Below are 22,860 nucleotides of genomic sequence, written 5' to 3'. Positions count from 1 at the left end.
AAAAACACTGAAGGCTCATTGGAGCTTTTGGTGTTTTTTTTGTTTGGTCTTATGGAGAGGAGTCCAGAATGAAAAAGAGAATTACGGCAAAGGCACTGGCAAAGTACATCGCGAAGCACCCCGGGGATTTTGAGGAGGTCGATACCGGATACCGGAGCAGGAACGGCGAAAAGCCTGTGAAAGAATGGATTTATCACGGCCATAAAAAGCATGTCTGCATTCACTGCGGCGGTAAGCTTGCGGAAAAAACCCTTTCCATAAAGGAAAAAGACGGCCGGCTTAAAATCGTCAATGGCTTTTATAAGGAGGTCGAAACCGGGGACGGAACCCTCTATCTTTTCTGGGTATGCAGCAAAACCTGCCTGGAATGTGACCGTAACCAGCGGGTGTTCCCCTTTTTTATCCTGCGCTGGATGCGCGTGCTCCTATACACCGTGGCCGAAGTGCTGCATACCCTTTTTACCAGAGAGGAGCTGCGCAGCCCGGGCCGGCTGCAGCCCAGGCGTGGCCGCCCCTGGCACGAGGTGCCCTTTTATGGCGAATACTCCACAGTTTACCGGTGGCGGAAGCGCTATTTTGAAAATCTATATTGTTAAATAAATAACTATCAAATTCTATTTTCGCGCTTTGTAAAAGTAAAAAATTTGTTTTAGAATGATACCTGTAAGATAAAGAGCGGTACCGAGCGTACCGGAAACAAAATCATTTTAATTTACAGGAGGTTTACAATGAATCGTAAACAAATGCGCGAAAGAAACAGGGATACGGCAAAAAAAGCAGGGGCAGGCAGGTGTGCTTCGTGCGCCCAAAAATTCCAGGCCCCGGCACAGCTCACACTTGGTGGGGCCGCCGGGCACATCGTGGTGGATATCCACCTGGCCGCCAATCCGGAAAGAAACCCCGGGCAGTGGTATCTGGGCATGGAGCCGCTTACCGAGACCAGCGCCTTTTTAAGAAGGATGAAGGCAGAGGGCATCATCATAAGCAAGCACGATTTTTTCCGCTGGCTGCGCGCCAGAGGCTACCTGAGAAAGAATGCGCCCGGCACCTTAAACCAGGTGAGCCAAAGGGCGTCGGCCATGGGAATCCTCAGAATCGGAAACCAGACAGCGGCCTGTCCGGGGCGCAGGCTTTATCTGACGCCGGCCGGCTGCATTTATTTTGCGGACAGGCTTAAAAAGGAGGCGGCGTCCGCATGAACTACCTGACCGAGTTACTCGCCTTTTTCCGCTGGATGGAGCAGCAGCGCCTGAGCCCTCTGCTCCAGGCCTTCTGGCATTACCTCATGTACTTTAATAACCGCGCCGCCATAAAGGGCGCCGACGGCTTCTGGTACTGGCCGGTGGAATTCCGGGTACCCAACAAGCTGTTTCAGGACGCCCTTGGCCTTAAAAACCGCCAGGCCCTCTGGACACAAAGGCAGACGCTGATCCGGAAGCAGCGCGTGACGTACACCCCCGACGCGGGAAACCGGGCGGGACAATACCGCCTGATCCCCTTTGACAAAGGCCTGGCCCCGGCCAGCATCGCCGCCGGAGAGCGTCAGGAGCCGACGCTCGTATGGACACAAACCGCTACAGAAAGCGGACACGGGGCGCAACCGTATATAAATAATATAAACCCTAAACAGGCGTCTCTGTTCTATTATAATCAGGAGGAGCCGCCCAATACCCACAGCATCCACGGCTTTAACCTGCTCCCGCCGCTCACCGAATCCGAGAAAGCCGCCATCCAGGCCCTGTATTCCGGTGACAGCGTGGCCGCCTTTAACGCCATGTGGGCCGCGAGAGAGGCAAAGCAGAAAGGAGAAACCACATGAACCGATACGGCACCGGACCCAGTCTGGTCCGCAGAAAAAGAAGCTACATGGTCGAGGCCGAATGTCTTATGAAAGCCGGCTTTTACGCCCGCAGCGCCGAGGAAGCCGAGGACCTGTTCAACGACCTCAGCGCCGCCGTCGAGGACCGCTTTCCCGGCATTGTGCTTGAGATTACAGACGTCTATGAGGACGAATAGGAGGCTTATTTGAGTAACTACAAGGTGATTGACGATTTGGTAAAAACCTGTAAAAACGGGCAGGAATATCCGGACGGCAGCCCGGAAAGAGAAAGCGGCAGTACCGCGGGCCAGCTGCTGGTCATGGCCTTCAGGCCGCTGATACTGGCCACCCTCAGCCGCTCAGGGATCCATGACGACCAGTTCGAGGACGCCTTTCAGGACGGCGTCATCGCCTTTATGGAGGGCCTGAAAAAGTTTGACCCCAGGCGTGGCGCCAGCTTTAACGCCTTTATCCAGGCGCACCTGCGCCAGTATTACAGAAAGTGGCAGCACGGCCAGTTTAACCATTCCGTCAAACCCGATACAACCCTTGACGATCAGGTGCCGGGGAGACAGGGCCTAACCTATGCCGAGGTGCTGCCCGATAAAGCGACAAACCTCGAGGCCGATTATATCCAGCGCGAGGAAAAAAGCACGAGCCGGAAAAAGCTCGCCAGGGGGCTGAGCCGCTTAAGTCCCAGCTACCGCAGCGTGCTGGAAAAGCACTACTACGAGGGCATGACCCAGACCGAAATCGCCGAAACAGAAGGCATCAGTCCCCAGGCGGTAAACCAGCGCCGCGACCGCGCCTTAAAAAAAATAAAAAAAGTTTTGTGAAAAGCGTTGATATTTTCAAAAAAAAAAGTATGTATATAGTGTAGGGCAAAACGCCACACAAAATACAAACCCAAAAAGGAGAAATACACATGGCAGTCGAAGAAAACCTGAAAGACACAAAACTCAAAGTAAAGGTAAACTATGGCGAAAAAGAAGGAAAAATTGAACGCGGAAGCAAAACCTACGGCGACGTAAGGCACGACGCCACCAAGGAACAGCTGGACAGTGCCTACGGGCACATCATTTCCATGCAGGAGCCCATTGGCGAGGGCTGTGAGCGCATCACCGCCAGCGACATTACAAAAACCGAGTAAAAAAGAAAGCACACAGCAGCCGAAAACAGATAAAAGCAAGGATAAGAAAAGGAGATAAACCATGGCAATAACCACAAAAAAAGACCTGAACCTGATTTTTACCACCGAAAGCGGCAAAGAGTACCGAATGACCATCCCAGACTACCGAGAGGGCATCACCGATGCGGAGATAAAAACAGCGGCGGCCGGCATCGTAGCCGACAACATCTTCCAGCCCGACGGCTTCGCCCTCGCCAAGCTGTCCGGCGCCAAGCGCGTGGACACCACCACTACCGACGTAGCCGTTGAGTAAAAAGGGGGCGAAAGCCCCCTTTTTTTAGTGGATCGTTGAGGATCCGCCATCCACGCATTCAAGAAGGGAGAACCCAAATGAAAAATTTTTATAAAACCATCAGCCGAAGATTAATCCTCTCAATTCTGATCCTGATTTCCTGCGTTTTTCTCACAGGGCTGGGCTTTGCGCTGGAGGAGGTACCGGATAAAGCGCCGCAGCCATCAGCTTCGGAAACAGAGCCGCAGGCGCCAGAACCAGCCGTACCAGCGCCGGAGCCACAGGAAACGCCTCAGGACGGAGCCGTCATCGACCACCCCCTGCCCGAGGACCCCATCCTCACCGACGGCCCCTGGGCCTCGGCCCACTTTCTCATGGACGAGTACGCCTGTGACTGCGCGGGCTACTGTGACGGCTGGCCCGCGGCCATGGACCAAGAGCTTTTAGAGAAAATCGAGGCGCTGCGGTGTTATTTTGACCAGCCCATCATCATCACCTCAGGCGTTCGCTGTGAAAAGCGCAATGCGGAGGTAGGCGGCATTGCGGCCTCCTGGCACCTGTCCGGTCATGCGGCCGACCTGTACTGTCCCGGCGTGCCCTATGACGAGGTGGCCGCCGCGGCCCGGGCGCTGGGGCTTGGAGTCATCGAATACCCGGATCAGCAGTTTGACCACTGCGAAATCTGGCGTTGAGGAGAGGAGGGAATCAAAAACAGTAAAACGCTGAAAGATAAAATAGCATACGAAAAAAACTATTAGCCTGAAAAAACAAATAAGAATTGCATATTATTTCAATCTATTCTATAATAAAGAGTATAGAAATAAAAATTGCGGCATCCGTACTGTGTCACTACCACAATACGGCAATGCGGTGTCTGGGCACCACACCTCCTGAGGAGTACCGCAAAGTTAATTATATGCTATTTTCTTTCTTTATTCAATAGCTGTTCTTAATTTTGTGTTATTGTTGAGTTTTTTCTTGAACTTTCTTAACTGTGTGTGGGTAGCTGCCATGCGCAGTTTTTATTTTCCGAAAGGACGGACGGATAATGGATAGCTTTTGCTCATTCGCTCCTGTCGCGTCTGCTATGCAGAAGAAATCCTGACATTGTTTCTTTTAAGCCACGATCCGGTGGAGTAGAGGGGAAGAGACAACGTGTAAGAGGCTGTGAAACCACAGCCTCCTTTTTTATGGCGCATATTTTATGGCACATATAAATAGGTAGCCAGATGGAACCGCCGGCCCGGCCGGTTCATAAATAACTATGCAGTGCCCGTTTTCAAAAAAATCGTGGGCAAATGGCCTTCCGGCCATATTAAATGTTTTCAAAATTGTCTTAAGGCTCAGATTTTGAGAGGTTTTTAGAGACAAGGAAAAAATTATGTGGTATAATATGTGCGGTCTCAAAAGAGATGCATAAAAAATGTATGAATATGCAAATGAATCGAATGATATAAGGAACTGCTTCTTATATTGAGGAAGGAATGATACAATGTCAATTTCTGTATTAGTTGGAGCACAGTGGGGCGACGAAGGTAAAGGCAAAATGATTGACTACCTGTCAAAGGACTGTGATCTGATCGTCCGTTTCCAGGGCGGGGATAACGCCGGCCATACGGTTATCAACGAGCACGGCGTGTTCAAGCTGCATCTGATTCCAAGCGGTATCTTTAATGAAGGCGGCGAGTGCTTAATCGGTACAGGTACAGTGGTGAATCCGGATGTTCTGGAAGATGAAATCAAGCAGATTGAAGATGCCGGCGTCGGAATGAGCGGGTTGAAAATATCCGGTAAGGCCCATATCCTGATGCCCTATCATCAGAAGCTGGATGAGCTGATGGAAGCATCTGGCGGTATCGGTACCACCAAACGCGGGATTGGCCAGGCTTATTCCTATAAAGCTCTGCGTAAAAACTTGCGTTTTGAGGATTTACTCAATCTGGATTCTGCCAGAAAGAAGCTGGAGGCCATTGTCCCGGTCATCAACAACCAGATGCGGGCTTACGGCGCTGAAAATTATACCGTTGATTTTCTCTATGAAAAATGTGAGCAATGGGCAGAGCGCTTTGCAGCCATGATTGTGGACCCGATCCGTTACCTGCACCGTTATATTGATGCTGGTAAGAATATATTATTCGAAGGCCAGCTGGCAGCCATGAAGGATATTGACCTGGGCATTTACCCCTATGTGACATCCTCCAACCCCACAGCGGCTTACGCGGCTGTAAGCGGCGGCTTCTCAGCCAAAAAAATTGATCGTGTCATCGGTGTGGCCAAGGCCTTTTCGAGCGCTGTGGGGGCAGGCCCCTTCCCGACAGAGGAATTTGAGGGAGACATCGACCTGATAAGGGGAACCGGTGATCAGCCGGATGACGAATTTGGCGCCAGAACAGGACGCTCCAGACGTCTGGGCTGGTTAGATATTCCGGTGCTTAAATATACAAATTTAATCAACGGATTTGATACTTTGGCATTGTGTAAAATTGATAAGTTGGATAACCTTCCGCAAATTAAGGTGTGTATTGCCTATGAGCTGGATGGTGAGGTCATTGACTATTTCCCGAACACCGAAGAGCTGGAACGTGTAAAGCCGGTTTACGAAACCCTGCCGGGCTGGATGTGTTCCACCAAAGAAATCCGGAAGATTGAAGATTTGCCGGAAAATGCGAAAAAATACATTAAGACAATTGAAGAGCTGGTCGGAACCACAGTTGGTTACGTCGGCGTTGGCCCAGATCGCGAAGAGTTAGCTGTTTAGGGAAACGAAATAATTTAAAGAGGATAATGCTGCCTGCATTATTCTCTTTTTGTAAGTATAAAAGTTGAAGGAAAAATAGAGGAGGAGAAAATGTCTTATTTTAAACGTGACAAGCGCGCCTACATTTTGTTGTCGGACGGGACGGTTTACGAAGGCTACAATTTCGGCTGCGAAGGCACCACCATTGGGGAGATTGTCTTTACAACCGGAATGACCGGGTATCAGGAAGTTCTGACAGACCCGTCCTATTATGGACAGATCGTGCTTCAGACTTACCCGCTTATTGGAAATTATGGGGTCAATAATGACGACATGGAATCAGAAAAAAGCTGGGTAAATGGCTACATTGTAAAGGAATGGTGCGAGGAACCATCAAACTTCAGAACCACAGCCACGATTAATGACTTTCTTGTAAAGCAGGGTAAAATCGGTATCTGGGATATTGATACCCGCGCCCTCACCCGCAAGATTCGTGAGTTTGGCACCATGAACGGCGCCATCACCACCGAGGACGTCTATGAGAAAAAAGAAGCGCTGCTGGAGCAGATCCGGAATTATAAGGTGGTCAATCCAGTACAGGTGGTTACCCAGAAGAAAAAGGGCTGGTTCTATACCCGTGAAAACCGCGCAAACCATGTCGCGCTCATGGATTATGGCTACAAGCACAATATCCTCAGAATGCTGCTGCAGATCGGCTGTAATGTGACGGTTATGCCGGCTAACTCCACGGTCGATGATATCCGAAGACTGAATCCAGACGGCATCATGCTGAGCAACGGCCCCGGAAATCCCGAAGACAATGTGGAAATCATTAAAAACATTCAGGACTTCATCGCCTACGGCAAGCCGATTTTCGGCATCTGTCTGGGACACCAGCTGCTGGCCCTGGCCATGGGCGGCACCACCCGCAAAATGAAATACGGACACCGCGGACTGAACCAGCCGGTTAAGGATTTATCCAAGGATCGGGTCTTTATTACCAGCCAGAACCACGGCTACGCCGTTGAGAGCATTCCGGAGGATGTGGGAACCATCTCCCATGTCAATATGAATGACGGCAGCTGTGAGGGGATTGCCTATAAAAACATTCCGGCTTTTACCGTGCAGTTTCATCCGGAAGCCAGCGCAGGCCCCAATGATACAGGATATTTATTTGAACGTTTTTCGGATTTAATGGAAAGGGGACAACAGGGATGCCTTTAAGAAATGATATTAAGCGTGTACTTGTCATCGGGTCTGGCCCGATTGTAATTGGCCAGGCGGCAGAATTTGACTATGCCGGTACCCAGGCCTGCAAAGCCTTGAAGGCGGTTGGTCTTGAGGTTATTCTCATTAATTCAAACCCGGCTACCATCATGACCGATAAGGCCATGGCCGATAAAATCTATATTGAGCCATTGACACTGGATGTCGTTAAACGGGTTATCCTCCTGGAAAAACCAGACAGCATCCTCTCCACCCTTGGCGGGCAGACAGGCCTGACCTTATCCATGCAGCTCGCCAAGGAAGGCTTTTTAGACGAACATAATGTGAAGCTGCTGGGCGCCAATGTCGAGACCATTGACAAGGCAGAGGACCGTCAGGAATTTAAAGACATGATGAAAGAAATCGGAGAACCGGTCATTCCCTCAAAGGTCGTTACAACCGTTGAGGACGCCCTGGATTTCGCCTCCACCATGGGCTACCCGGTCATCGTCCGTCCAGCCTTTACCTTAGGCGGAACCGGCGGTGGGATTGCCGATAATCCGGAACAGCTTCATGAAATTGCCACCAACGGCCTGCGCCTGTCGCCGATCACCCAGATTCTGGTTGAACGCGGCATTTCCGGCTGGAAAGAAATCGAATTTGAAGTCATGCGTGACAGCAAAGGGAATGTTATTACCGTCTGCTCCATGGAAAACTTTGACCCGGTCGGCATCCACACCGGCGATTCCATCGTCGTGGCGCCATGCCAGACGCTGAGCGACAAGGAATACCAGATGCTCAGAACCTCTGCCCTTAAAATTATTTCGGCTCTGGGTGTAGAGGGTGGCTGTAACTGCCAGTTCGCACTGGACCCGGAAAATTTCAATTACGCGGTTATCGAGGTGAATCCAAGAGTTTCCCGTTCTTCAGCGCTGGCCTCAAAGGCAACCGGATACCCGATCGCCAAGATTGCGTCGCTGATCGCTGTGGGCTTCTCTTTGGATGAAATCATGAATGACATCACAGGTAAAACGCCGGCTTGTTTTGAACCGGTCATTGACTATATCGTTGTTAAATTCCCAAGATGGCCATTCGATAAATTTGTTTACGCTAAGCGTACCTTGGGTACACAGATGAAGGCAACCGGTGAAATTATGTCTATCGGCAACAGCTTTGAGCAGGCGATGATGAAAGCTGTTCGCTCGGTTGAGCTGGGCTTTGACACCCTGAGCGTCGAAAAATACCGTGAAGCGCCGGATGATGAAATCATGGAAGCGGTTGGCCGTAAGGATGATGAACGCTGCTTCGTTGTCTATGAAGCCCTGTACCGCGGACTGGATATGGAAAAAATCTGGGAAGCCACCCAGATTGATATGTGGTTCCTCGACAAGCTCCGCCATCTGGCCGTGATGGAACGCGACCTGCGCGAAAAGGGCCTGAGCGACGAACGCGGCATGGAACGTCTGGCGGTTGCCCGTGAGCTGGGCTTTATGGATTCTACCATTGAGCGCCTGACTGGTGAAAAGATCCCGACCGGCAGACAGTATGCTTCCTTTAAAATGGTTGACACCTGTGCTGGGGAATTTAAAGCGGAGACACCTTATTTTTATTCCACAATGGATAAAGAAAACGAAGCGGAAATTTTCCTGGATGAGCATAAGAGTGATAAGAAGAAAATCCTTGTTTTTGGTTCTGGACCAATCCGTATCGGCCAGGGGATTGAGTTTGACTACTGTTCTGTGCATTGTGCCTGGGCCTTAAAAGAGCTGGGCTATGAGGCCATCATTGTCAACAACAATCCGGAAACGGTGTCGACCGACTTTGATACCTCAGACCGTCTGTATTTTGAGCCTCTCACAGCAGAGGATGTGCGCTCCATCGTAGAGACGGAAAAGCCAGACGGCGCCATCGTCCAGTTCGGGGGACAGACAGCCATTAAGCTGACAAAACATCTGGATGAAATTAATGTCGGCATTTTGGGCACAGACCCCAAATATATCGACGCCGCTGAGGATCGTGAGCTTTTCGACGATCTGCTGGAACGCTGCAATATCCCGAGACCAAAGGGAGAAACCGTCTATACGACTGAAGAAGCTGTGAAAGTGGCAGAACGGCTGGGCTTCCCGGTACTCCTTCGTCCATCCTATGTGCTTGGCGGACAAAATATGATTATCGCCTACGAAGAAGCCGATGTTGTGGAATATATGAACATTATTACCGAACATGAGCTTGAAAATCCTGTGCTGATCGATAAGTATCTCATGGGAACAGAAGTCGAAGTCGACGCCATCTGTGACGGAACAGACTACCTGATCCCTGGGATCATGGAGCATATTGAAAAAGCCGGTGTCCACTCTGGGGACTCCATCTCGGTTTATCCGCCGCAGACCCTGTCTCAGGAAATCAAGGACACGATTATTGATTACACAGGCAAACTTGCCAAAGAGCTGCATGTTATCGGCCTTGTAAACATCCAGTACGTTGTCTATGAAGGCCAGGTTTATGTCATCGAGGTAAATCCGCGTTCTTCAAGAACCGTACCATATATTTCTAAGGTGACCGATATTCCGATGGTTAACCTTGCAACCCGGATTATGATGGGGGCAACCTTAAAGGAAATGGGCTACAGCTCCGGCCTCCATCCGGTTAAGGACTATGTAGCGGTCAAGGTGCCGGTATTCAGCTTTGCGAAGCTCCAGGATGTTGATACCCAGCTTGGACCAGAAATGAAGTCAACCGGTGAGGTTCTGGGCGTTGGCAAAAAATTTGAGGACGCTGTTTATAAGGGACTTGTAGCAGCCGGTTATAAAATGGAACGTACCGGCGGGGTACTTCTGACCGTGCGGGACCGCGATAAAGATGAAATTGTGGACATCGGACGCCGGTTCCATAAAATGGGCTTTAAGATATTTGCGACCGTCGGCACTGCGCTGGTACTCAATGAAAACAATGTACCGGCAAAGGTGGTTAAGCGCATGGCAGAAAAAGCGCCAAACATTGGGGATCTTTTAGAAAGCGGAAAGGTAACCTATGTTATCTCCACTTCTACAAAAGGCCGCCAGCCAGAACAGGACGAGGTTAAGATGCGAAGAAAGGCTGTTGAAAGCTCTATCAGTCTGCTGACCTCTCTCGATACGGCCAGAGCATTGCTCAATTGTCTGGAATCCAATAAGACAATGGCCGATATTGATCTGGTAGACATCAACACAATCTAGTGAATTTATAGAATTAAACAGTCCGAAAAGCCACCTGTTTCAGGTGGTTTTTCGATAATATCTGTAAAATTGTATACAAAAGACGTGAAATCAAATGGTTGACTTGACAGAAGCGTCTAAAAAAATTATAATATCAAGCATGATTTTAAGTAATGCGTATGGAATTAAATACATTCCGTACCACATAAAGGGGAAACAAAAATGACTGATCATTTGAATGAAGAATTAGTAATGACCCAGGAGGGTCTTGATAATTTAAAGAAACGTTTAGAGTATTTAAAAACGGTTAAACGTTACGAAGTTGCGGCGCGTATTAAAACGGCCAGAGAATACGGCGATTTGAGTGAAAACGCCGAATATGATGAAGCGAAATCCGAACAGGGCTTCGTAGAAGGTGAAATTTCTGAACTTGAAGCCAAAATTAAAAAGGTAAAGGTCATTGATGATAATGACATTCACACCGAGGACGTCGGGGTCGGCAGCATCGTCAAGGTAAAAGACCTTGAGTTTGGCGATACCGAAGAATATAAAATTGTCGGATCAGCAGAATCCGATATTACACAGAATAAATTATCCAACGAATCACCAGTCGGCAGAGGGTTGATTGGCGCCAAGGTCGGGCAGGTTGTGACGATTCCGATTCCGGATGGTGAAGTTCAGTATGAAATTTTAGAGATCAGAAGATAGGAGAGCCCAGTGAGCGAAGAAAATTTAAGTGAAGTACTAGCCGTCAGACGTGAAAAGCTGAAGAAGCTCCAGGATGAAGGGAAGAACCCTTTCGAGATAACACGTTATGACGTGACTGCTTACGCAGATGATGTTAATGAAAACTTTGAAGCGTATGAAGAAAAGCCTGTTTCCATGGCAGGACGTATCATGTCAAAAAGAGGTCAGGGAAAGGTCGGCTTCTATGACCTTCAGGACAGTACCGGAAAAATCCAGATGTTTTTAAAGAAGGATCTGCTGGAAAATTACGACGAAATCAAAACCTATGACATCGGCGATATTGTCGGAATTAAGGGTGAAGTGTTTAAAACACAGAAGGGACAGATTTCGGTTCGCGTAAAAGAACTGACTTTACTGAGTAAATCCCTCCAGATTTTACCGGAAAAATATCATGGCTTAAAAGATACCGAGCTGCGTTATCGTCAGCGCTATGTCGATTTAATTGTAAATCCCGAAGTTAAAAATGTTTTTATCCTGCGTTCTCAGATCATCCGTAAGATCAGAGAATTCCTGGACAACCGCGGTTTTATCGAAGTAGAAACACCGGTTTTATACAACCTGGCAGGCGGCGCCAATGCCCGTCCCTTTGTGACCCATCATAATGCTCTGGATATTCCGCTTTATATGCGTATCGCCCTGGAATTGCCCCTTAAACGGCTGATTGTCGGTGGTTTTGATAAAGTTTATGAACTCAGCCGTGTGTTCCGTAATGAAGGCATGGACGCAACCCATAATCCCGAATTTACCCTGCTTGAAACCTACGAGGCCTATGCGGATTATGATGATGTAATGAATATGGTGGAAGCCTTGTATGGATTTTTGGCAAAAGAAATCCTTGACACGGATACCGTGGAATACGAAGGCCATGACATTTCATTGGCAGCGCCTTTCAAACGTGCAAGAATGGTCGATTTAGTGGAAGAACACACCGGCGTCAATTTTGATGTGATGACCGATCTGGCAGAAGCGCAGGAAGCAGCGAAAAAGCTGCATGTCGATGTGGAAGACAAACACTCTATCGGTGAAATCATCTCAGAAGTTTTTGACGAATATGTAGAGGATAAGCTCATTCAGCCCACCTTTGTGACCATGCACCCCGTAGAAATTTCGCCGTTATCTAAACGTGAACCCACTGATCCGCGATATACTCAGCGTTTCGAGCTGTTTATCAACGGTGCCGAATGTGCCAACGCATTCTCCGAGCTCAATGACCCCATTGATCAGAAAGGACGTTTTGAGGCACAGGTACAGAAAAAGGCTGATGGTGATGATGAAGCACACCCATATGATGCAGACTTTATCAACGCGCTGGAAGTTGGTCTTCCGCCCACAGGCGGCCTTGGAATCGGTATTGACCGTTTGGTGATGCTGTTTACAGGACAGCACAGTATCCGCGACGTTATCCTATTCCCAACCATGAAACCCCTAGACGATTAAGCTTCAGCAAGCGGCAAAGGACTGGCAGTACTGCCAGTCCTTTTTATTCTGAGCCGTAAAAAACGCGAAAGTTAAAAATAAATCAAAAAAGATTAAAATAATGGTTAAAAGTGCTTGACAAAGGGTAAAGAACGGGGTATACTAATTAAGCTGTCTCGGAGAGCACAGCGCCGCAGGGCTTTCAGTCCAGCGCTTGAGAAAATTTAAAAAATAAATTTTAAAAAGTGCTTGACAGAATAAGAACGACGCGGTATAATAAAGAAGTTCGCTTGAGAAAGTCGAACATAAACTTAAATTTTTCTGAAGAGAATCAGCGGAGTGCAAGGCGCACGTTTGAACGCGTGAGGGAGCATACCGATGTATGTGACCGAACAAGAGAAAACGGGCAACGCAGCAATCGGATGATTGTCGAAAGAAAAAAGGGTCATAGAAAAGAGAATAGTACCATAAAACCTGAAATTCCAGCTGATGGAAATCAGCAAAGGATAAAAAACGCAAGTGCGATGAACACTTCAAAAAATCATCACATGAACCAGATCAAAAAGCCGAAAGGCAAACGATAAACTTTTTATTGAGAGTTTGATCCTGGCTCAGGACGAACGCTGGCGGTATGCTTAACACATGCAAGTCGAACGAGAAGATCAGTTAAGAACCTTCGGGGGAATAAGTGATTGGAAAGTGGCGAACGGGTGAGTAACGCGTGGGTAACCTGCCCTATGGAAAGGAATAGCCTCGGGAAACTGGGAGTAAAGCCTTATATTATGGAGAGATCGCATGGTCATTTCATGAAAACTCCGGTGCCATAGGATGGACCCGCGTCCCATTAGCTAGTTGGTGAGATAACAGCCCACCAAGGCGACGATGGGTAACCGGTCTGAGAGGGCGAACGGTCACACTGGAACTGAGACACGGTCCAGACTCCTACGGGAGGCAGCAGTGGGGAATATTGCGCAATGGGGGCAACCCTGACGCAGCAATACCGCGTGAGTGAAGAAGGTTTTCGGATCGTAAAGCTCTGTTATTGGGGAAGAAAACATGACGGTACCCAATGAGGAAGTCCCGGCTAACTACGTGCCAGCAGCCGCGGTAATACGTAGGGGACAAGCGTTGTCCGGAATGACTGGGCGTAAAGGGCGCGTAGGCGGTCTGATAAGTCAGATGTGAAAGGTACCGGCTCAACCGGTGACGTGCATTTGAAACTGTCAGACTTGAGTATTGGAGAGGCAAGTGGAATTCCTAGTGTAGCGGTGAAATGCGTAGATATTAGGAGGAACACCAGTGGCGAAGGCGGCTTGCTGGACAAATACTGACGCTGAGGTGCGAAAGCGTGGGGAGCGAACAGGATTAGATACCCTGGTAGTCCACGCCGTAAACGATGAATGCTAGGTGTTGGGGAAACTCAGTGCCGCAGTTAACACAATAAGCATTCCGCCTGGGGAGTACGACCGCAAGGTTGAAACTCAAAGGAATTGACGGGGACCCGCACAAGCAGCGGAGCATGTGGTTTAATTCGAAGCAACGCGAAGAACCTTACCAGGTCTTGACATCCTCTGACAATCCCAGAGATGGGACGTTTCCTTCGGGAACAGAGAGACAGGTGGTGCATGGTTGTCGTCAGCTCGTGTCGTGAGATGTTGGGTTAAGTCCCGCAACGAGCGCAACCCCTGCCTTTAGTTGCCAGCATTGAGTTGGGCACTCTAGAGGGACTGCCGTAGACAATACGGAGGAAGGTGGGGATGACGTCAAATCATCATGCCCCTTATGACCTGGGCTACACACGTGCTACAATGGTCTGAACAGAGGGCCGCGAAACCGCGAGGTGAAGCAAATCCCTTAAAACAGATCCCAGTTCGGATTGCAGGCTGCAACTCGCCTGCATGAAGTTGGAGTTGCTAGTAATCGCGGATCAGAATGCCGCGGTGAATGCGTTCCCGGGTCTTGTACACACCGCCCGTCACACCACGAGAGTTGGCAACACCCGAAGCCCGTGAGAGAACCGTAAGGACTCAGCGGTCGAAGGTGGGGCTAGTAATTGGGGTGAAGTCGTAACAAGGTAGCCGTATCGGAAGGTGCGGCTGGATCACCTCCTTTCTAGGGAACAGGAAGTCATGGTACTATTTTCTTTTGTATGACCCAAAGTCATACAATGGTCATTGAAAACAACATAAAGAAAAAAGAGTAAAGAGCAAATATTAAACAAAGTAAAACTTCTTAATAAATGCAATTTCAAAAAACAACATTCTTTTGAGCTCAGAAAGAGAACAAAAGAAAAACGAAATGCGAAAGCATTCGTGGAGATCAAGAAACAAAGAGCACAGGGCGAATGCCTTGGCACTGGGAGCCGAAGAAGGACGCGACAAGCTGCGAAAAGCCACGTTTAGGAGCACATATCCGACGAGACGTGGATGTCCGAATGGGGAAACCCGGCGGTTAGAAGAACCGTCACCGTTAAGTGAATCCATAGCATAACGGAGGGAACCCGGGGAACTGAAACATCTTAGTACCCGGAGGAAAAGAAAGAAACATCGATTCCTTAAGTAGCGGCGAGCGAACGAGGAAAAGCCCAGAATCCAACAATCATTTCCGTTTAGCAGAAGGGCATGGGAAGGCCCCGCAAAGAGCGTAAGACGCGCGTAAGCGAAAAGCCGAAATGAGGAGATTCAACGAGTACCACGGGACACGTGAAACCCTGTGGGAAGATGGGGGGCCCACCCCCCAAGGCTAAATACTACCCAGTGACCGATAGCGGAAAGTACCGTGAGGGAAAGGTGAAAAGAACCCCGGGAGGGGAGTGAAATAGAAACTGAAACCCTGTGCTTACAAGCAGCTGGAGCGCAAGTGACAGTGTGCTTTTTGTAGAACGGGCCAACGAGTTACGGTATGTAGCGAGGTTAAGCACTTCAGGTGCGGAGCCGAAGCGAAAGCGAGTCTTAAGAGGGCGACGAGTTGCATGCTGTAGACCCGAAACCGTGTGATCTATCCATGACCAGGGTGAAGCTTGGGTAAAACCAAGTGGAGGCCCGAACCAGTGTCTGTTGAAAAAGGCTTGGATGAGTTGTGGATAGGGGTGAAATTCCAATCGAACACGGAGATAGCTGGTTCTCCCCGAAATAGCTTTAGGGCTAGCGTTCTGTGATGAATGACGGAGGTAGAGCACTGAATTGGGTAGGGGGCGTCAAGCTTACCGAACCATATCAAACTCCGAATGCCGTCCATTTTAACAGGGCAGTCAGACAGTGGGAGATAAGTTTCATTGTCAAAAGGGAAACAGCCCAGACCATCCGCTAAGGTCCCCAAGTACTGATTAAGTGGGAAAGGATGTGTCACTGCACAAACAACCAGGATGTTGGCTTAGAAGCAGCCATACATTTAAAGAGTGCGTAATAGCTCACTGGTCGAGTGGTGGTGCGCCGAAAATGAACGGGGCTAAAATCAGGCACCGAAGCGATGGATTGTGCCGTAAGGTACAGTGGTAGGGGAGCAATCTCTTAGGGGCGAAGCTTAATCGAAAGGTTCAGTGGACTTAAGAGAAGAGAGAATGTTGGCATGAGTAGCGAAAGTGAAGTGAGAATCTTCACCATCGAAAGCCCAAGGTTTCCTGAGGAAGGCTCGTCCGCTCAGGGTTAGTCGGGGCCTAAGCCGAGGTCGAACGACGTAGGCGATGGACAACTGGTTGAAATTCCAGTACTACCTCAATGCGTTTGAGAGATGGAGTGACACAGAAGGATAAGCGAACCCGGCCATTGGAAGAGCCGGGGCAAGCAGTGAGACTGGAAAGAGAGGCAAATCCCTTTTTCCCCAAGGTCAAGCTGTGATGCGGAACGAAAAATAAGTAGGGAAGTCGCCGATTTCACGCTGTCAAGAAAAGCTTCTATCGAGCAAAGAGGTACCCGTACCGTAAACCGACACAGGTAGGCGAGGAGAGAATCCTAAGATGAGCGGGAGAAGTGTTGTTAAGGAACTCGGCAAAATGACTCCGTAACTTCGGGAGAAGGAGTGCCCCCTCGGGGGCCGCAGAGAAGAGGCTCAAGCGACTGTTTAGCAAAAACACAGGTCTCTGCTAAATCGAAAGATGACGTATAGGGGCTGACGCCTGCCCGGTGCTGGAAGGTTAAGGGGAGTGCTTAGCGCAAGCGAAGGTGCGAACTTAAGCCCCAGTAAACGGCGGCCGTAACTATAACGGTCCTAAGGTAGCGAAATTCCTTGTCAGGTAAGTTCTGACCCGCACGAAAGGCGTAACGATTTGAGCGCTGTCTCGACAACACACCCGGTGAAATTGTAGTACTCGTGAAGATGCGAGTTACCCGCGACAGGACGGAAAGACCCCGTAGAGCTTTACTGTAGTCTGGCATTGAGTTTTGATATAACATGTACAGGATAGGTGGGAGGCAGAGAAGCATGCACGCCAGTGTGTGCCGAGCCATTGTTGGGATACCACTCTTGTTATATTGGAATTCTAACGCGTTGCCGTCAACCGGCAAGCGGACAGTGTCAGATGGGCAGTTTGACTGGGGCGGTCGCCTCCTAAAAAGTATCGGAGGCGCCCAAAGTTACCCTCAGGATGGTTGGAAACCATCTGTAAGAGTGCAAAGGCAGAAGGGTGATTGACTGCGAGAGAGACATCTCGAGCAGAGACGAAAGTCGGGCTTAGTGATCCGGTGGTTCCGAGTGGAAGGGCCATCGCTCAACGGATAAAAGCTACCTCGGGGATAACAGGCTTATCTCCCCCAAGAGTCCACATCGACGGGGAGGTTTGGCACCTCGATGTCGGCTCGTCTCATCCTGGGGCTGAAGCAGGTCCCAAGGGTTGGGCTGTTCGCCCATTAAAGAGGCACGCGAGCTGGGTTCAGAACGTCGTGAGACAGTTCGGTCCCTATCCGTCGTGGGCGTAAGATATTTGAAAGGAGCTGTTCCTAGTACGAGAGGACCGGAATGGACAAACCGCTGGTGCACCAGTTGTTCCGCCAGGAGCATCGCTGGGTAGCTAAGTTTGGAAGGGATAAGTGCTGAAGGCATCTAAGCACGAAGCCCCCCTTAAGATAAGATATCTCATTCGAAAGAAGTAAGGCCTCTGGAAGACGACCAGGTAGATAGGCTGGAGGTGGAAGTGCAGCAATGTATGGAGCTGACCAGTACTAATCGGCCGAGGTCTTGATCCCATCAAGACATTTTGAAAAACTCTTTTCCTTTATGTTGTTTTGAGTGACCAACGCTTTTGTCCAAAGCATGAAAGGCTTTGGTATGCAGCTGAGCGCAAGCGAAGCAAAGGTACAAAAGCGAACGCATTTTTCAAAGAAAAGCATCTTGAACAGATAGGAAGCTTTGCTTTGAAAAATACGATCCTTATAACTGAATAAAAACACAAGATTGATCTCGTGATGATGGCGAAGGGGAAACACCTGTTAACATACCGAACACAGAAGTAAAGTCCTTCAGCGCTGAAAGTACTTGGTGGGCAACTGCCTGGGAGGATAGGACATCGCGGGGTCTTTTTGCGTTCAAGCTTAAGCCGCGCAAAAAAAAGATGGTGAGTGGCCCGCGCAAGCTTGCTTGCAAAGGGCCAATGACCATCTTTTTTTTATGGGGCGCAGCCCCCGACTGGAGTGTCCGCAGGACACGGAAGTGCGCGGCGTCACAGCCCGCAAGCCTTCCAATACCCGTGCAAGCCTGCTTGCAAAGGGCCAATGACCATCCTTTTTTTATGGGGCGCAGCCCCCGACGAAGGTGCCCGCAGGACACGGAAGTGCGCGGCGCCACAGCCTTCTCTCCCCGAATACGTGTCCGTCAAAAAAAGCCCCTTGAGTTATTAACTCAAGGGGTTAAATATTTAGAAGGAATAATCCCCTTCTCTTTATACTCATTGCCGTGTAAAATAATGCGTCCTCCGACAACCTTATAAATTTTTGCTGACAAAGGTTCTAAAATAATCTGATTCAGATTTTCCTGTTTATTGGTAAGCAGATCAATACCTTCACGGTCTTTAACCGCACCATGGCTGAAACAGCGACTTTTGACAGTATTACGGTTAAAAAGGCAAAGGTAGCTTTCATCTTTGAGGTCACGTACATAAGCAAAAACGTCATCCTTGCAGGGAAGCGGATACCATGAGCCCCGTTGGAAGGCTTTGTGCTTTGCCCTCAGGGCGGTTATTTTTTTGTACCATTCTAAAATTTCCGTATCTTCATGGCCCCATGGATATGTACCCCGGTTAAAAGGATCTTCATAACCCTGAAGACCGGCTTCGTCGCCGTAATAGATACAGGGAACGCCCGGAAAGGTTAGTTGGATCAGGCTTAAAACTTTTAAACGATTTTTGGCCAGATTGTATTGTTCCTGGGTCAGCCTATAGTGCTCTTTGTCGCTTTCTTTAGAAAGTGTGGGTGCTTCTCCCAGAATTGTCAGGATACGCATACGGTCATGAGAGCCGATCAAGTTCATATTCCCCTTAAATTGCCCTCTGGGATAGTTTTCATAGAGTGACATCATCAGACGTGCAGTTTCCCGAGAGCCTTTATAACCCATCATAAAATTAATGAGCGCGTCGCGAAAAGGATAATTCATCACTGCGTCCAGCTCATGACCATAAAAATACCGGCGCAAAACGCCATAGGCCACCTTTCTGGAGGCGTCTTCCCAGACCTCACCGATGAGAACAGCGTCTTCCTTTTCCTGCAGCATGGCGGTTTTTATCCCCTCGATAAATTCGTCCGGGAGCTCGTCGGCGACATCAAGCCGCCAGCCTGAAGCACCGGCTTTCAGCCATCTTCGGATCACTGAATTTTCATTTTCAAAAATAAAATCCTTATATTCAGGTGTTAATTCTTCAACGTTGGGCATTGATTTGACACCCCACCAGCATTCGTATTCGTTTGGATAATCATTAAAGCGGTACCAGGAATAAAAAGGAGAATCCTTTGACTGGTAAGCCCCCAATCCGGGATAATTTCCGTATTTGTTAAAGTAAATGCTGTCGTCCCCGGTGTGGCTGAATACACCGTCTAAAATGACGCGTATACCGCGTTTTTTTGCTTCGGCACATAACTGTTCAAAAAGTTCTGTATTGCCGAATTCCGGGGCAATATGAAGATAATTTGCCGTATCATACTTGTGGTTGCTGCTGGATTCAAAGATAGGATTGAGATATAAGATTGAGATATTCAGTTCTTTTAAATAATCAAGCTTTTCGATGATTCCCTGAAGGGTGCCTCCGAAGAAATCCCAGTACTCGATATTTCCCTGACTATCACGAAAATAGTGGGGGCTGTCGCTCCAGTTACCGTGAATAAGCGACTGTTTTTTATACTGGGGCTCAAAGGTTTTCTTTTCGCCCTTATTAAAGCGGTCGGGAAAAATTTGATACATGATACCATCTGTGTACCACGCTGGCATCTCACGGACCTTGTCATAGAGTGTAATCTGATAGGAGGGTGGAAAGGCTTCGTAAATCTGTCCCTCGCCGCCCAGGGTGTCATTCTGTGTGCCGTAGCAGTAGCTGCGGCCGTTCTGCTCATAACAAAAATCGTACCATAAAACACCTGGCTGATCGGGTAATGTGAGTGTGTACTCCATCATGTCAGGAAATTTCGATGGTACCATGTCGTAAAAGTGTTCGATTGAATTGTAGTATGTCCTTAATTTAACATTGACAGCGTGTGTGGTATAAACACGAATCGTAGCTTGGGAGCCTGACGGAAGTGCTCCGAAAGGCTCCTTAAATCTTAAATCCCAGGAATTGTGTCTAAAATTCATTATGATAATTTACCTGTTACTTTCTTGTAGTAGTATAGATAGGTTTCGGCGGAAATCTTCCAGTCGAAATTTGATTTTGATGCGTTGGTCATGAGTGTCTTCCACAACTCGGGCGCGTCATAATACAGACCAACAGCCCGCTGTAGGGTAAAGAGCATATCATGCGCATTGTAGGTGGCAAAGCTAAAGCCATTGCCTTCTTTGGTTTCTTTGTCAAAATAGTGTACGGTGTCCTTCAGACCGCCTGTTTCCCGAACAACGGGAACAGTGCCGTAGCGCATTGCAATCATCTGAGATAAGCCGCAGGGTTCAAACTTTGAAGGCATCAGAAACATATCGCTGGCAGCATATATTTTTCGAGAGAGGTCCTCATTGAAATCAATGATGGTGATCATTTTATCTGGATAGGTATAGGCTACCTCACGCAGCATATTTTCATACTGGGCATCGCCGGTGCCAAGAACGACCATTTGGATATTCATCTGGAGGATTTCATGGATAACGGCAGCGACGAGATCAAGGCCCTTCTGCTCAACCAAACGTGTGATCATGGAAATCATCGGAACCTTCGGATTAACCGGAAGCCCCAGATAATCCTGGAGCGCTGTTTTATTTTCGGTTTTCTTTTTATAAGACCGAGTGTAGGGTACAAAGAGCGCCGGGTCCGTCTGGGGGTTATAGACGGTTTCGTCAATTCCGTTTAGAATACCTACGGTTTTGTAGCTGATGTCGCGCATCACGCCGTCAAGGCCTTCACCATAGTATGGATCTTTGAGCTCCTCAGCGTAGGTCGGACTGACAGTGGTTACCAGGTCAGAGGTATAAAGAGCACCCTTCATCAAGTTTAATTTCCGGTAGAACTCCATGGCAGCCGGGAAATAGTCCAGATTCAAGACACCTTTAAGATCGTCAAAACCATAGAGGCCCTGGTACTTCATGTTGTGGATGGTAAAGACAGTTTTTGTATTCAGGTAATGCCACTGATACTGTTCCTTGAGCAGGAACGGGATCAGTGCAGTCTGCCAGTCATGGCAGTGGAGTACATCCGGATAGAAATCGATATAGGGAATGGACTCGAGCACAGCGCGGCAAAAATAAACAAAGCGTTCACCATCATCGTAATAACCATACAGGTTTGGACGGTTAAAATAGTATTCGTTGTCTAAAAAATAGTAGATGACGCCATCCATTTCATATTGCTGTATACCCACGTACTGGTCACTCAGACCAACCTTAACATAGAAAATATCGATGAGTTTAAAATCTTTTTTATACTCTTCCGGGATACAGGCGTATTTTGGAAGAATAACACGGATATCGGTCTGATCCTTTGGAAAGGCCTTTGGCAATGAGCCGATCACATCGCCTAAGCCGCCGCTTTTGGCAAAGGGATAAGCCTCGGTAGCGGCAAACAAGATTTTTAATTTATCCATTGTTATATAACCATTCCTTTACTTAATACAATCGGGTTATCCTTTGTTCCGACCAGCGATGCGTTATCACGTATTTTAACGTCTTTATCAAAAATAACATAGTTCAGTTTAACGTTATTTCCAATTTCAGCTTTCTGCATGATAATGCTGTTGGATATTTCGCTGCCATATCCGATTTTGCTGTCACGGAAGAGAACGCTGTGATAAATTTTCCCCTCCACTTCACAGCCGCTGCCGACGATGGAGTTACGCACGACAGCCTCATTTTGATAAAGGGTCGGGTGGTTATCCTTGATTTTGGTATGGATGGAATTTTCATTCAGGAAAAGCTCTTTCATGATGTCGAATTCCAAAAGATCCATGTTGGCTTCGTAATATTTGGCCAGATCGTGGACACGGTTAATATAGCCGGTATGCGGCGCGCCGTATACGCGCAGGGTATCCAGATTAGCCTTAATCATATCCATCAAGTCCCATTCGCCGGTGCGTTCACCAAGCTCCATTAAATCCAGAAGAACAGATTTTTTAATGATCATCATATCTGCATAGCAATGGTCCGTCATTTTTTCCTTTTGGTAGTGGATATTGGTAATACGATACTTATCAAATTCTAAGAAAACGTCGTTGTTTTCAAAGGTAAAGCTTGGCTGTACTTTTTTAAAAATCAAGGTGACATCGCTGTTGTTTGTCTTATGGATTTTATAGGACGCGTTAAAGCTGAAGCTGGTCACCAGGTTTGGGGCCGAGATAACGACATCTTCATCACTGCTGTGTTGCAGGAATGCGCGGTTATTGTACAGATCGCGAAGGTTGATTTTCATAAGATTGCCAAAACGGACACTACTGCTGCCCGCAAGAATAGACAAATCCTGCGTTTTACGGCTCAAGGACCATTCCTTTCCTGTCCCAAGATGATCGATGAGGGAGCTGTATTTGTGAGAGCCGACCACGCCGACATGGGAGATGCCGGAATTTACCATATTGGACAGGGTAAAGTCGATCATGCGGTAACGGCCGCCAAAGGGCAGAGTGCTGATACTGCGGTGCTGGAGCAATTCATTGAGATCTGAGTTATCGCCGTCTACATTTAAAATAATACCAATTGCTTTTTTCATTT

16 protein-coding genes and 3 rRNA genes are annotated in these 22,860 nt (G+C 48.3%); 16 read left to right on the top strand and 3 right to left on the bottom strand.

Annotation, left to right across the window (positions count from 1 at the left end; all coding sequences use genetic code 11):
* The first annotated feature begins 68 nt into the window (after window positions 1-68).
* From CPZ25_RS09830 to rrf, 16 genes are all read left to right on the top strand, one after another.
* Window positions 69-596 carry a hypothetical protein gene (locus tag CPZ25_RS09830; protein WP_096918705.1) on the top strand — a complete coding sequence of 176 codons (528 nt, stop codon included), beginning with the start codon at window positions 69-71 and terminating at the stop codon, window positions 594-596.
* A gap of 132 nt (window positions 597-728) precedes the next feature.
* The gene (locus tag CPZ25_RS09825; protein WP_096918706.1) at window positions 729-1,199 is read left to right on the top strand and encodes a phage antirepressor KilAC domain-containing protein; all 471 of its coding nucleotides are present in this window, start codon (window positions 729-731) and stop codon (window positions 1,197-1,199) included.
* A complete protein-coding gene (locus CPZ25_RS09820) occupies window positions 1,196-1,819 on the top strand; it encodes a restriction endonuclease subunit S (protein ID WP_096918707.1) in 624 nt (207 codons plus the stop codon). Before CPZ25_RS09825 ends, CPZ25_RS09820 begins: the two co-directional genes overlap by 4 nt.
* Window positions 1,816-2,016 (top strand): hypothetical protein, encoded by a 201-nt coding sequence (locus CPZ25_RS09815; RefSeq protein ID WP_058693510.1) that lies wholly within the window; start codon window positions 1,816-1,818, stop codon window positions 2,014-2,016. The genes CPZ25_RS09820 and CPZ25_RS09815 overlap by 4 nt, the downstream gene beginning before the upstream one ends.
* A 9-nt stretch (window positions 2,017-2,025) precedes the next feature.
* Window positions 2,026-2,655 (top strand): sigma-70 family RNA polymerase sigma factor, encoded by a 630-nt coding sequence (locus CPZ25_RS09810; protein ID WP_096918708.1) that lies wholly within the window; start codon window positions 2,026-2,028, stop codon window positions 2,653-2,655.
* Between the two features lie 89 nt (window positions 2,656-2,744).
* Complete coding sequence (locus tag CPZ25_RS09805) at window positions 2,745-2,969, top strand: DUF1659 domain-containing protein (protein ID WP_013382142.1); 225 nt, start codon at window positions 2,745-2,747, stop codon at window positions 2,967-2,969.
* Between the two features lie 61 nt (window positions 2,970-3,030).
* Complete coding sequence (locus tag CPZ25_RS09800) at window positions 3,031-3,261, top strand: DUF2922 domain-containing protein (protein ID WP_096918709.1); 231 nt, start codon at window positions 3,031-3,033, stop codon at window positions 3,259-3,261.
* A 77-nt stretch (window positions 3,262-3,338) separates the two neighbouring features.
* Window positions 3,339-3,932 carry a D-Ala-D-Ala carboxypeptidase family metallohydrolase gene (locus CPZ25_RS09795; protein WP_096918710.1) on the top strand — a complete coding sequence of 198 codons (594 nt, stop codon included), beginning with the start codon at window positions 3,339-3,341 and terminating at the stop codon, window positions 3,930-3,932.
* Window positions 3,933-4,732: 800 nt separating this feature from the next.
* Window positions 4,733-5,998 carry an adenylosuccinate synthase gene (locus tag CPZ25_RS09790; protein WP_074617564.1) on the top strand — a complete coding sequence of 422 codons (1,266 nt, stop codon included), beginning with the start codon at window positions 4,733-4,735 and terminating at the stop codon, window positions 5,996-5,998.
* A gap of 90 nt (window positions 5,999-6,088) precedes the next feature.
* The gene (gene carA / locus CPZ25_RS09785) at window positions 6,089-7,201 is read left to right on the top strand and encodes a glutamine-hydrolyzing carbamoyl-phosphate synthase small subunit (protein ID WP_058693515.1); all 1,113 of its coding nucleotides are present in this window, start codon (window positions 6,089-6,091) and stop codon (window positions 7,199-7,201) included.
* Window positions 7,192-10,398: a carbamoyl-phosphate synthase large subunit gene (gene carB, locus CPZ25_RS09780; RefSeq protein ID WP_096918711.1), complete on the top strand. Its 3,207-nt coding sequence runs from the start codon at window positions 7,192-7,194 to the stop codon at window positions 10,396-10,398. The genes carA and carB overlap by 10 nt, the downstream gene beginning before the upstream one ends.
* Before the next feature lie 201 nt (window positions 10,399-10,599).
* Window positions 10,600-11,085, top strand: coding sequence for a transcription elongation factor GreA (gene greA, locus CPZ25_RS09775; protein WP_058693517.1), 486 nt, complete (start codon window positions 10,600-10,602; stop codon window positions 11,083-11,085).
* 9 nt (window positions 11,086-11,094) lie between these two features.
* Window positions 11,095-12,561, top strand: a complete 1,467-nt coding sequence (gene lysS, locus CPZ25_RS09770; protein ID WP_058693518.1) for a lysine--tRNA ligase — start codon at window positions 11,095-11,097, stop codon at window positions 12,559-12,561.
* Between the two features lie 567 nt (window positions 12,562-13,128).
* A 16S ribosomal RNA gene (locus CPZ25_RS09765) occupies window positions 13,129-14,652 on the top strand.
* 205 nt (window positions 14,653-14,857) lie between these two features.
* A 23S ribosomal RNA gene (locus CPZ25_RS09760) occupies window positions 14,858-17,720 on the top strand.
* Window positions 17,721-17,932: 212 nt separating this feature from the next.
* A 5S ribosomal RNA gene (rrf, locus tag CPZ25_RS09755) occupies window positions 17,933-18,049 on the top strand.
* Together the 16S, 23S and 5S rRNA genes form the textbook arrangement of a ribosomal RNA operon.
* 323 nt (window positions 18,050-18,372) lie before the next feature.
* Here the strand turns inward: rrf and CPZ25_RS09750 are convergent.
* The 3 genes from CPZ25_RS09750 to glgD form a co-directional block, all read right to left on the bottom strand.
* A complete protein-coding gene (locus CPZ25_RS09750; protein ID WP_243129371.1) occupies window positions 18,373-20,133 on the bottom strand; it encodes a glycoside hydrolase family 13 protein in 1,761 nt (586 codons plus the stop codon).
* Window positions 20,134-20,309: 176 nt separating this feature from the next.
* On the bottom strand, window positions 20,310-21,743 hold the full coding sequence (gene glgA / locus CPZ25_RS09745) for a glycogen synthase GlgA (RefSeq protein WP_096920820.1): 1,434 nt from the start codon (window positions 21,741-21,743) through the stop codon (window positions 20,310-20,312).
* A gap of 2 nt (window positions 21,744-21,745) precedes the next feature.
* A complete protein-coding gene (gene glgD / locus CPZ25_RS09740) occupies window positions 21,746-22,858 on the bottom strand; it encodes a glucose-1-phosphate adenylyltransferase subunit GlgD (protein ID WP_058693521.1) in 1,113 nt (370 codons plus the stop codon).
* Window positions 22,859-22,860: the final 2 nt, after the last annotated feature.

This window comes from Eubacterium maltosivorans, from assembly GCF_002441855.2.
GTDB lineage: Bacteria > Bacillota > Clostridia > Eubacteriales > Eubacteriaceae > Eubacterium > Eubacterium maltosivorans.
The sequence above is the reverse complement of the archived record's forward strand: the minus strand, read 5'-3'. Positions and strand labels throughout refer to the sequence as shown.

What these genes read in the sequence shown, in the direction of transcription:
- CPZ25_RS09830 (WP_096918705.1), top strand. Translation starts at nt 69, where the DNA reads ATGAAAAAGAGAATTACGGCAAAGGCACTGGCAAAGTACATCGCGAAG.
- CPZ25_RS09825 (WP_096918706.1), top strand. Translation starts at nt 729, where the DNA reads ATGAATCGTAAACAAATGCGCGAAAGAAACAGGGATACGGCAAAAAAA.
- CPZ25_RS09820 (WP_096918707.1), top strand. Translation starts at nt 1,196, where the DNA reads ATGAACTACCTGACCGAGTTACTCGCCTTTTTCCGCTGGATGGAGCAG.
- CPZ25_RS09815 (WP_058693510.1), top strand. Translation starts at nt 1,816, where the DNA reads ATGAACCGATACGGCACCGGACCCAGTCTGGTCCGCAGAAAAAGAAGC.
- CPZ25_RS09805 (WP_013382142.1), top strand. Translation starts at nt 2,745, where the DNA reads ATGGCAGTCGAAGAAAACCTGAAAGACACAAAACTCAAAGTAAAGGTA.
- CPZ25_RS09800 (WP_096918709.1), top strand. Translation starts at nt 3,031, where the DNA reads ATGGCAATAACCACAAAAAAAGACCTGAACCTGATTTTTACCACCGAA.
- CPZ25_RS09795 (WP_096918710.1), top strand. Translation starts at nt 3,339, where the DNA reads ATGAAAAATTTTTATAAAACCATCAGCCGAAGATTAATCCTCTCAATT.
- CPZ25_RS09790 (WP_074617564.1), top strand. Translation starts at nt 4,733, where the DNA reads ATGTCAATTTCTGTATTAGTTGGAGCACAGTGGGGCGACGAAGGTAAA.
- carA (WP_058693515.1), top strand. Translation starts at nt 6,089, where the DNA reads ATGTCTTATTTTAAACGTGACAAGCGCGCCTACATTTTGTTGTCGGAC.
- carB (WP_096918711.1), top strand. Translation starts at nt 7,192, where the DNA reads ATGCCTTTAAGAAATGATATTAAGCGTGTACTTGTCATCGGGTCTGGC.
- greA (WP_058693517.1), top strand. Translation starts at nt 10,600, where the DNA reads ATGACTGATCATTTGAATGAAGAATTAGTAATGACCCAGGAGGGTCTT.
- CPZ25_RS09750 (WP_243129371.1), bottom strand. Translation starts at nt 20,133, where the DNA reads ATGATGGAGTACACACTCACATTACCCGATCAGCCAGGTGTTTTATGG.
- glgA (WP_096920820.1), bottom strand. Translation starts at nt 21,743, where the DNA reads ATGGATAAATTAAAAATCTTGTTTGCCGCTACCGAGGCTTATCCCTTT.
- glgD (WP_058693521.1), bottom strand. Translation starts at nt 22,858, where the DNA reads ATGAAAAAAGCAATTGGTATTATTTTAAATGTAGACGGCGATAACTCA.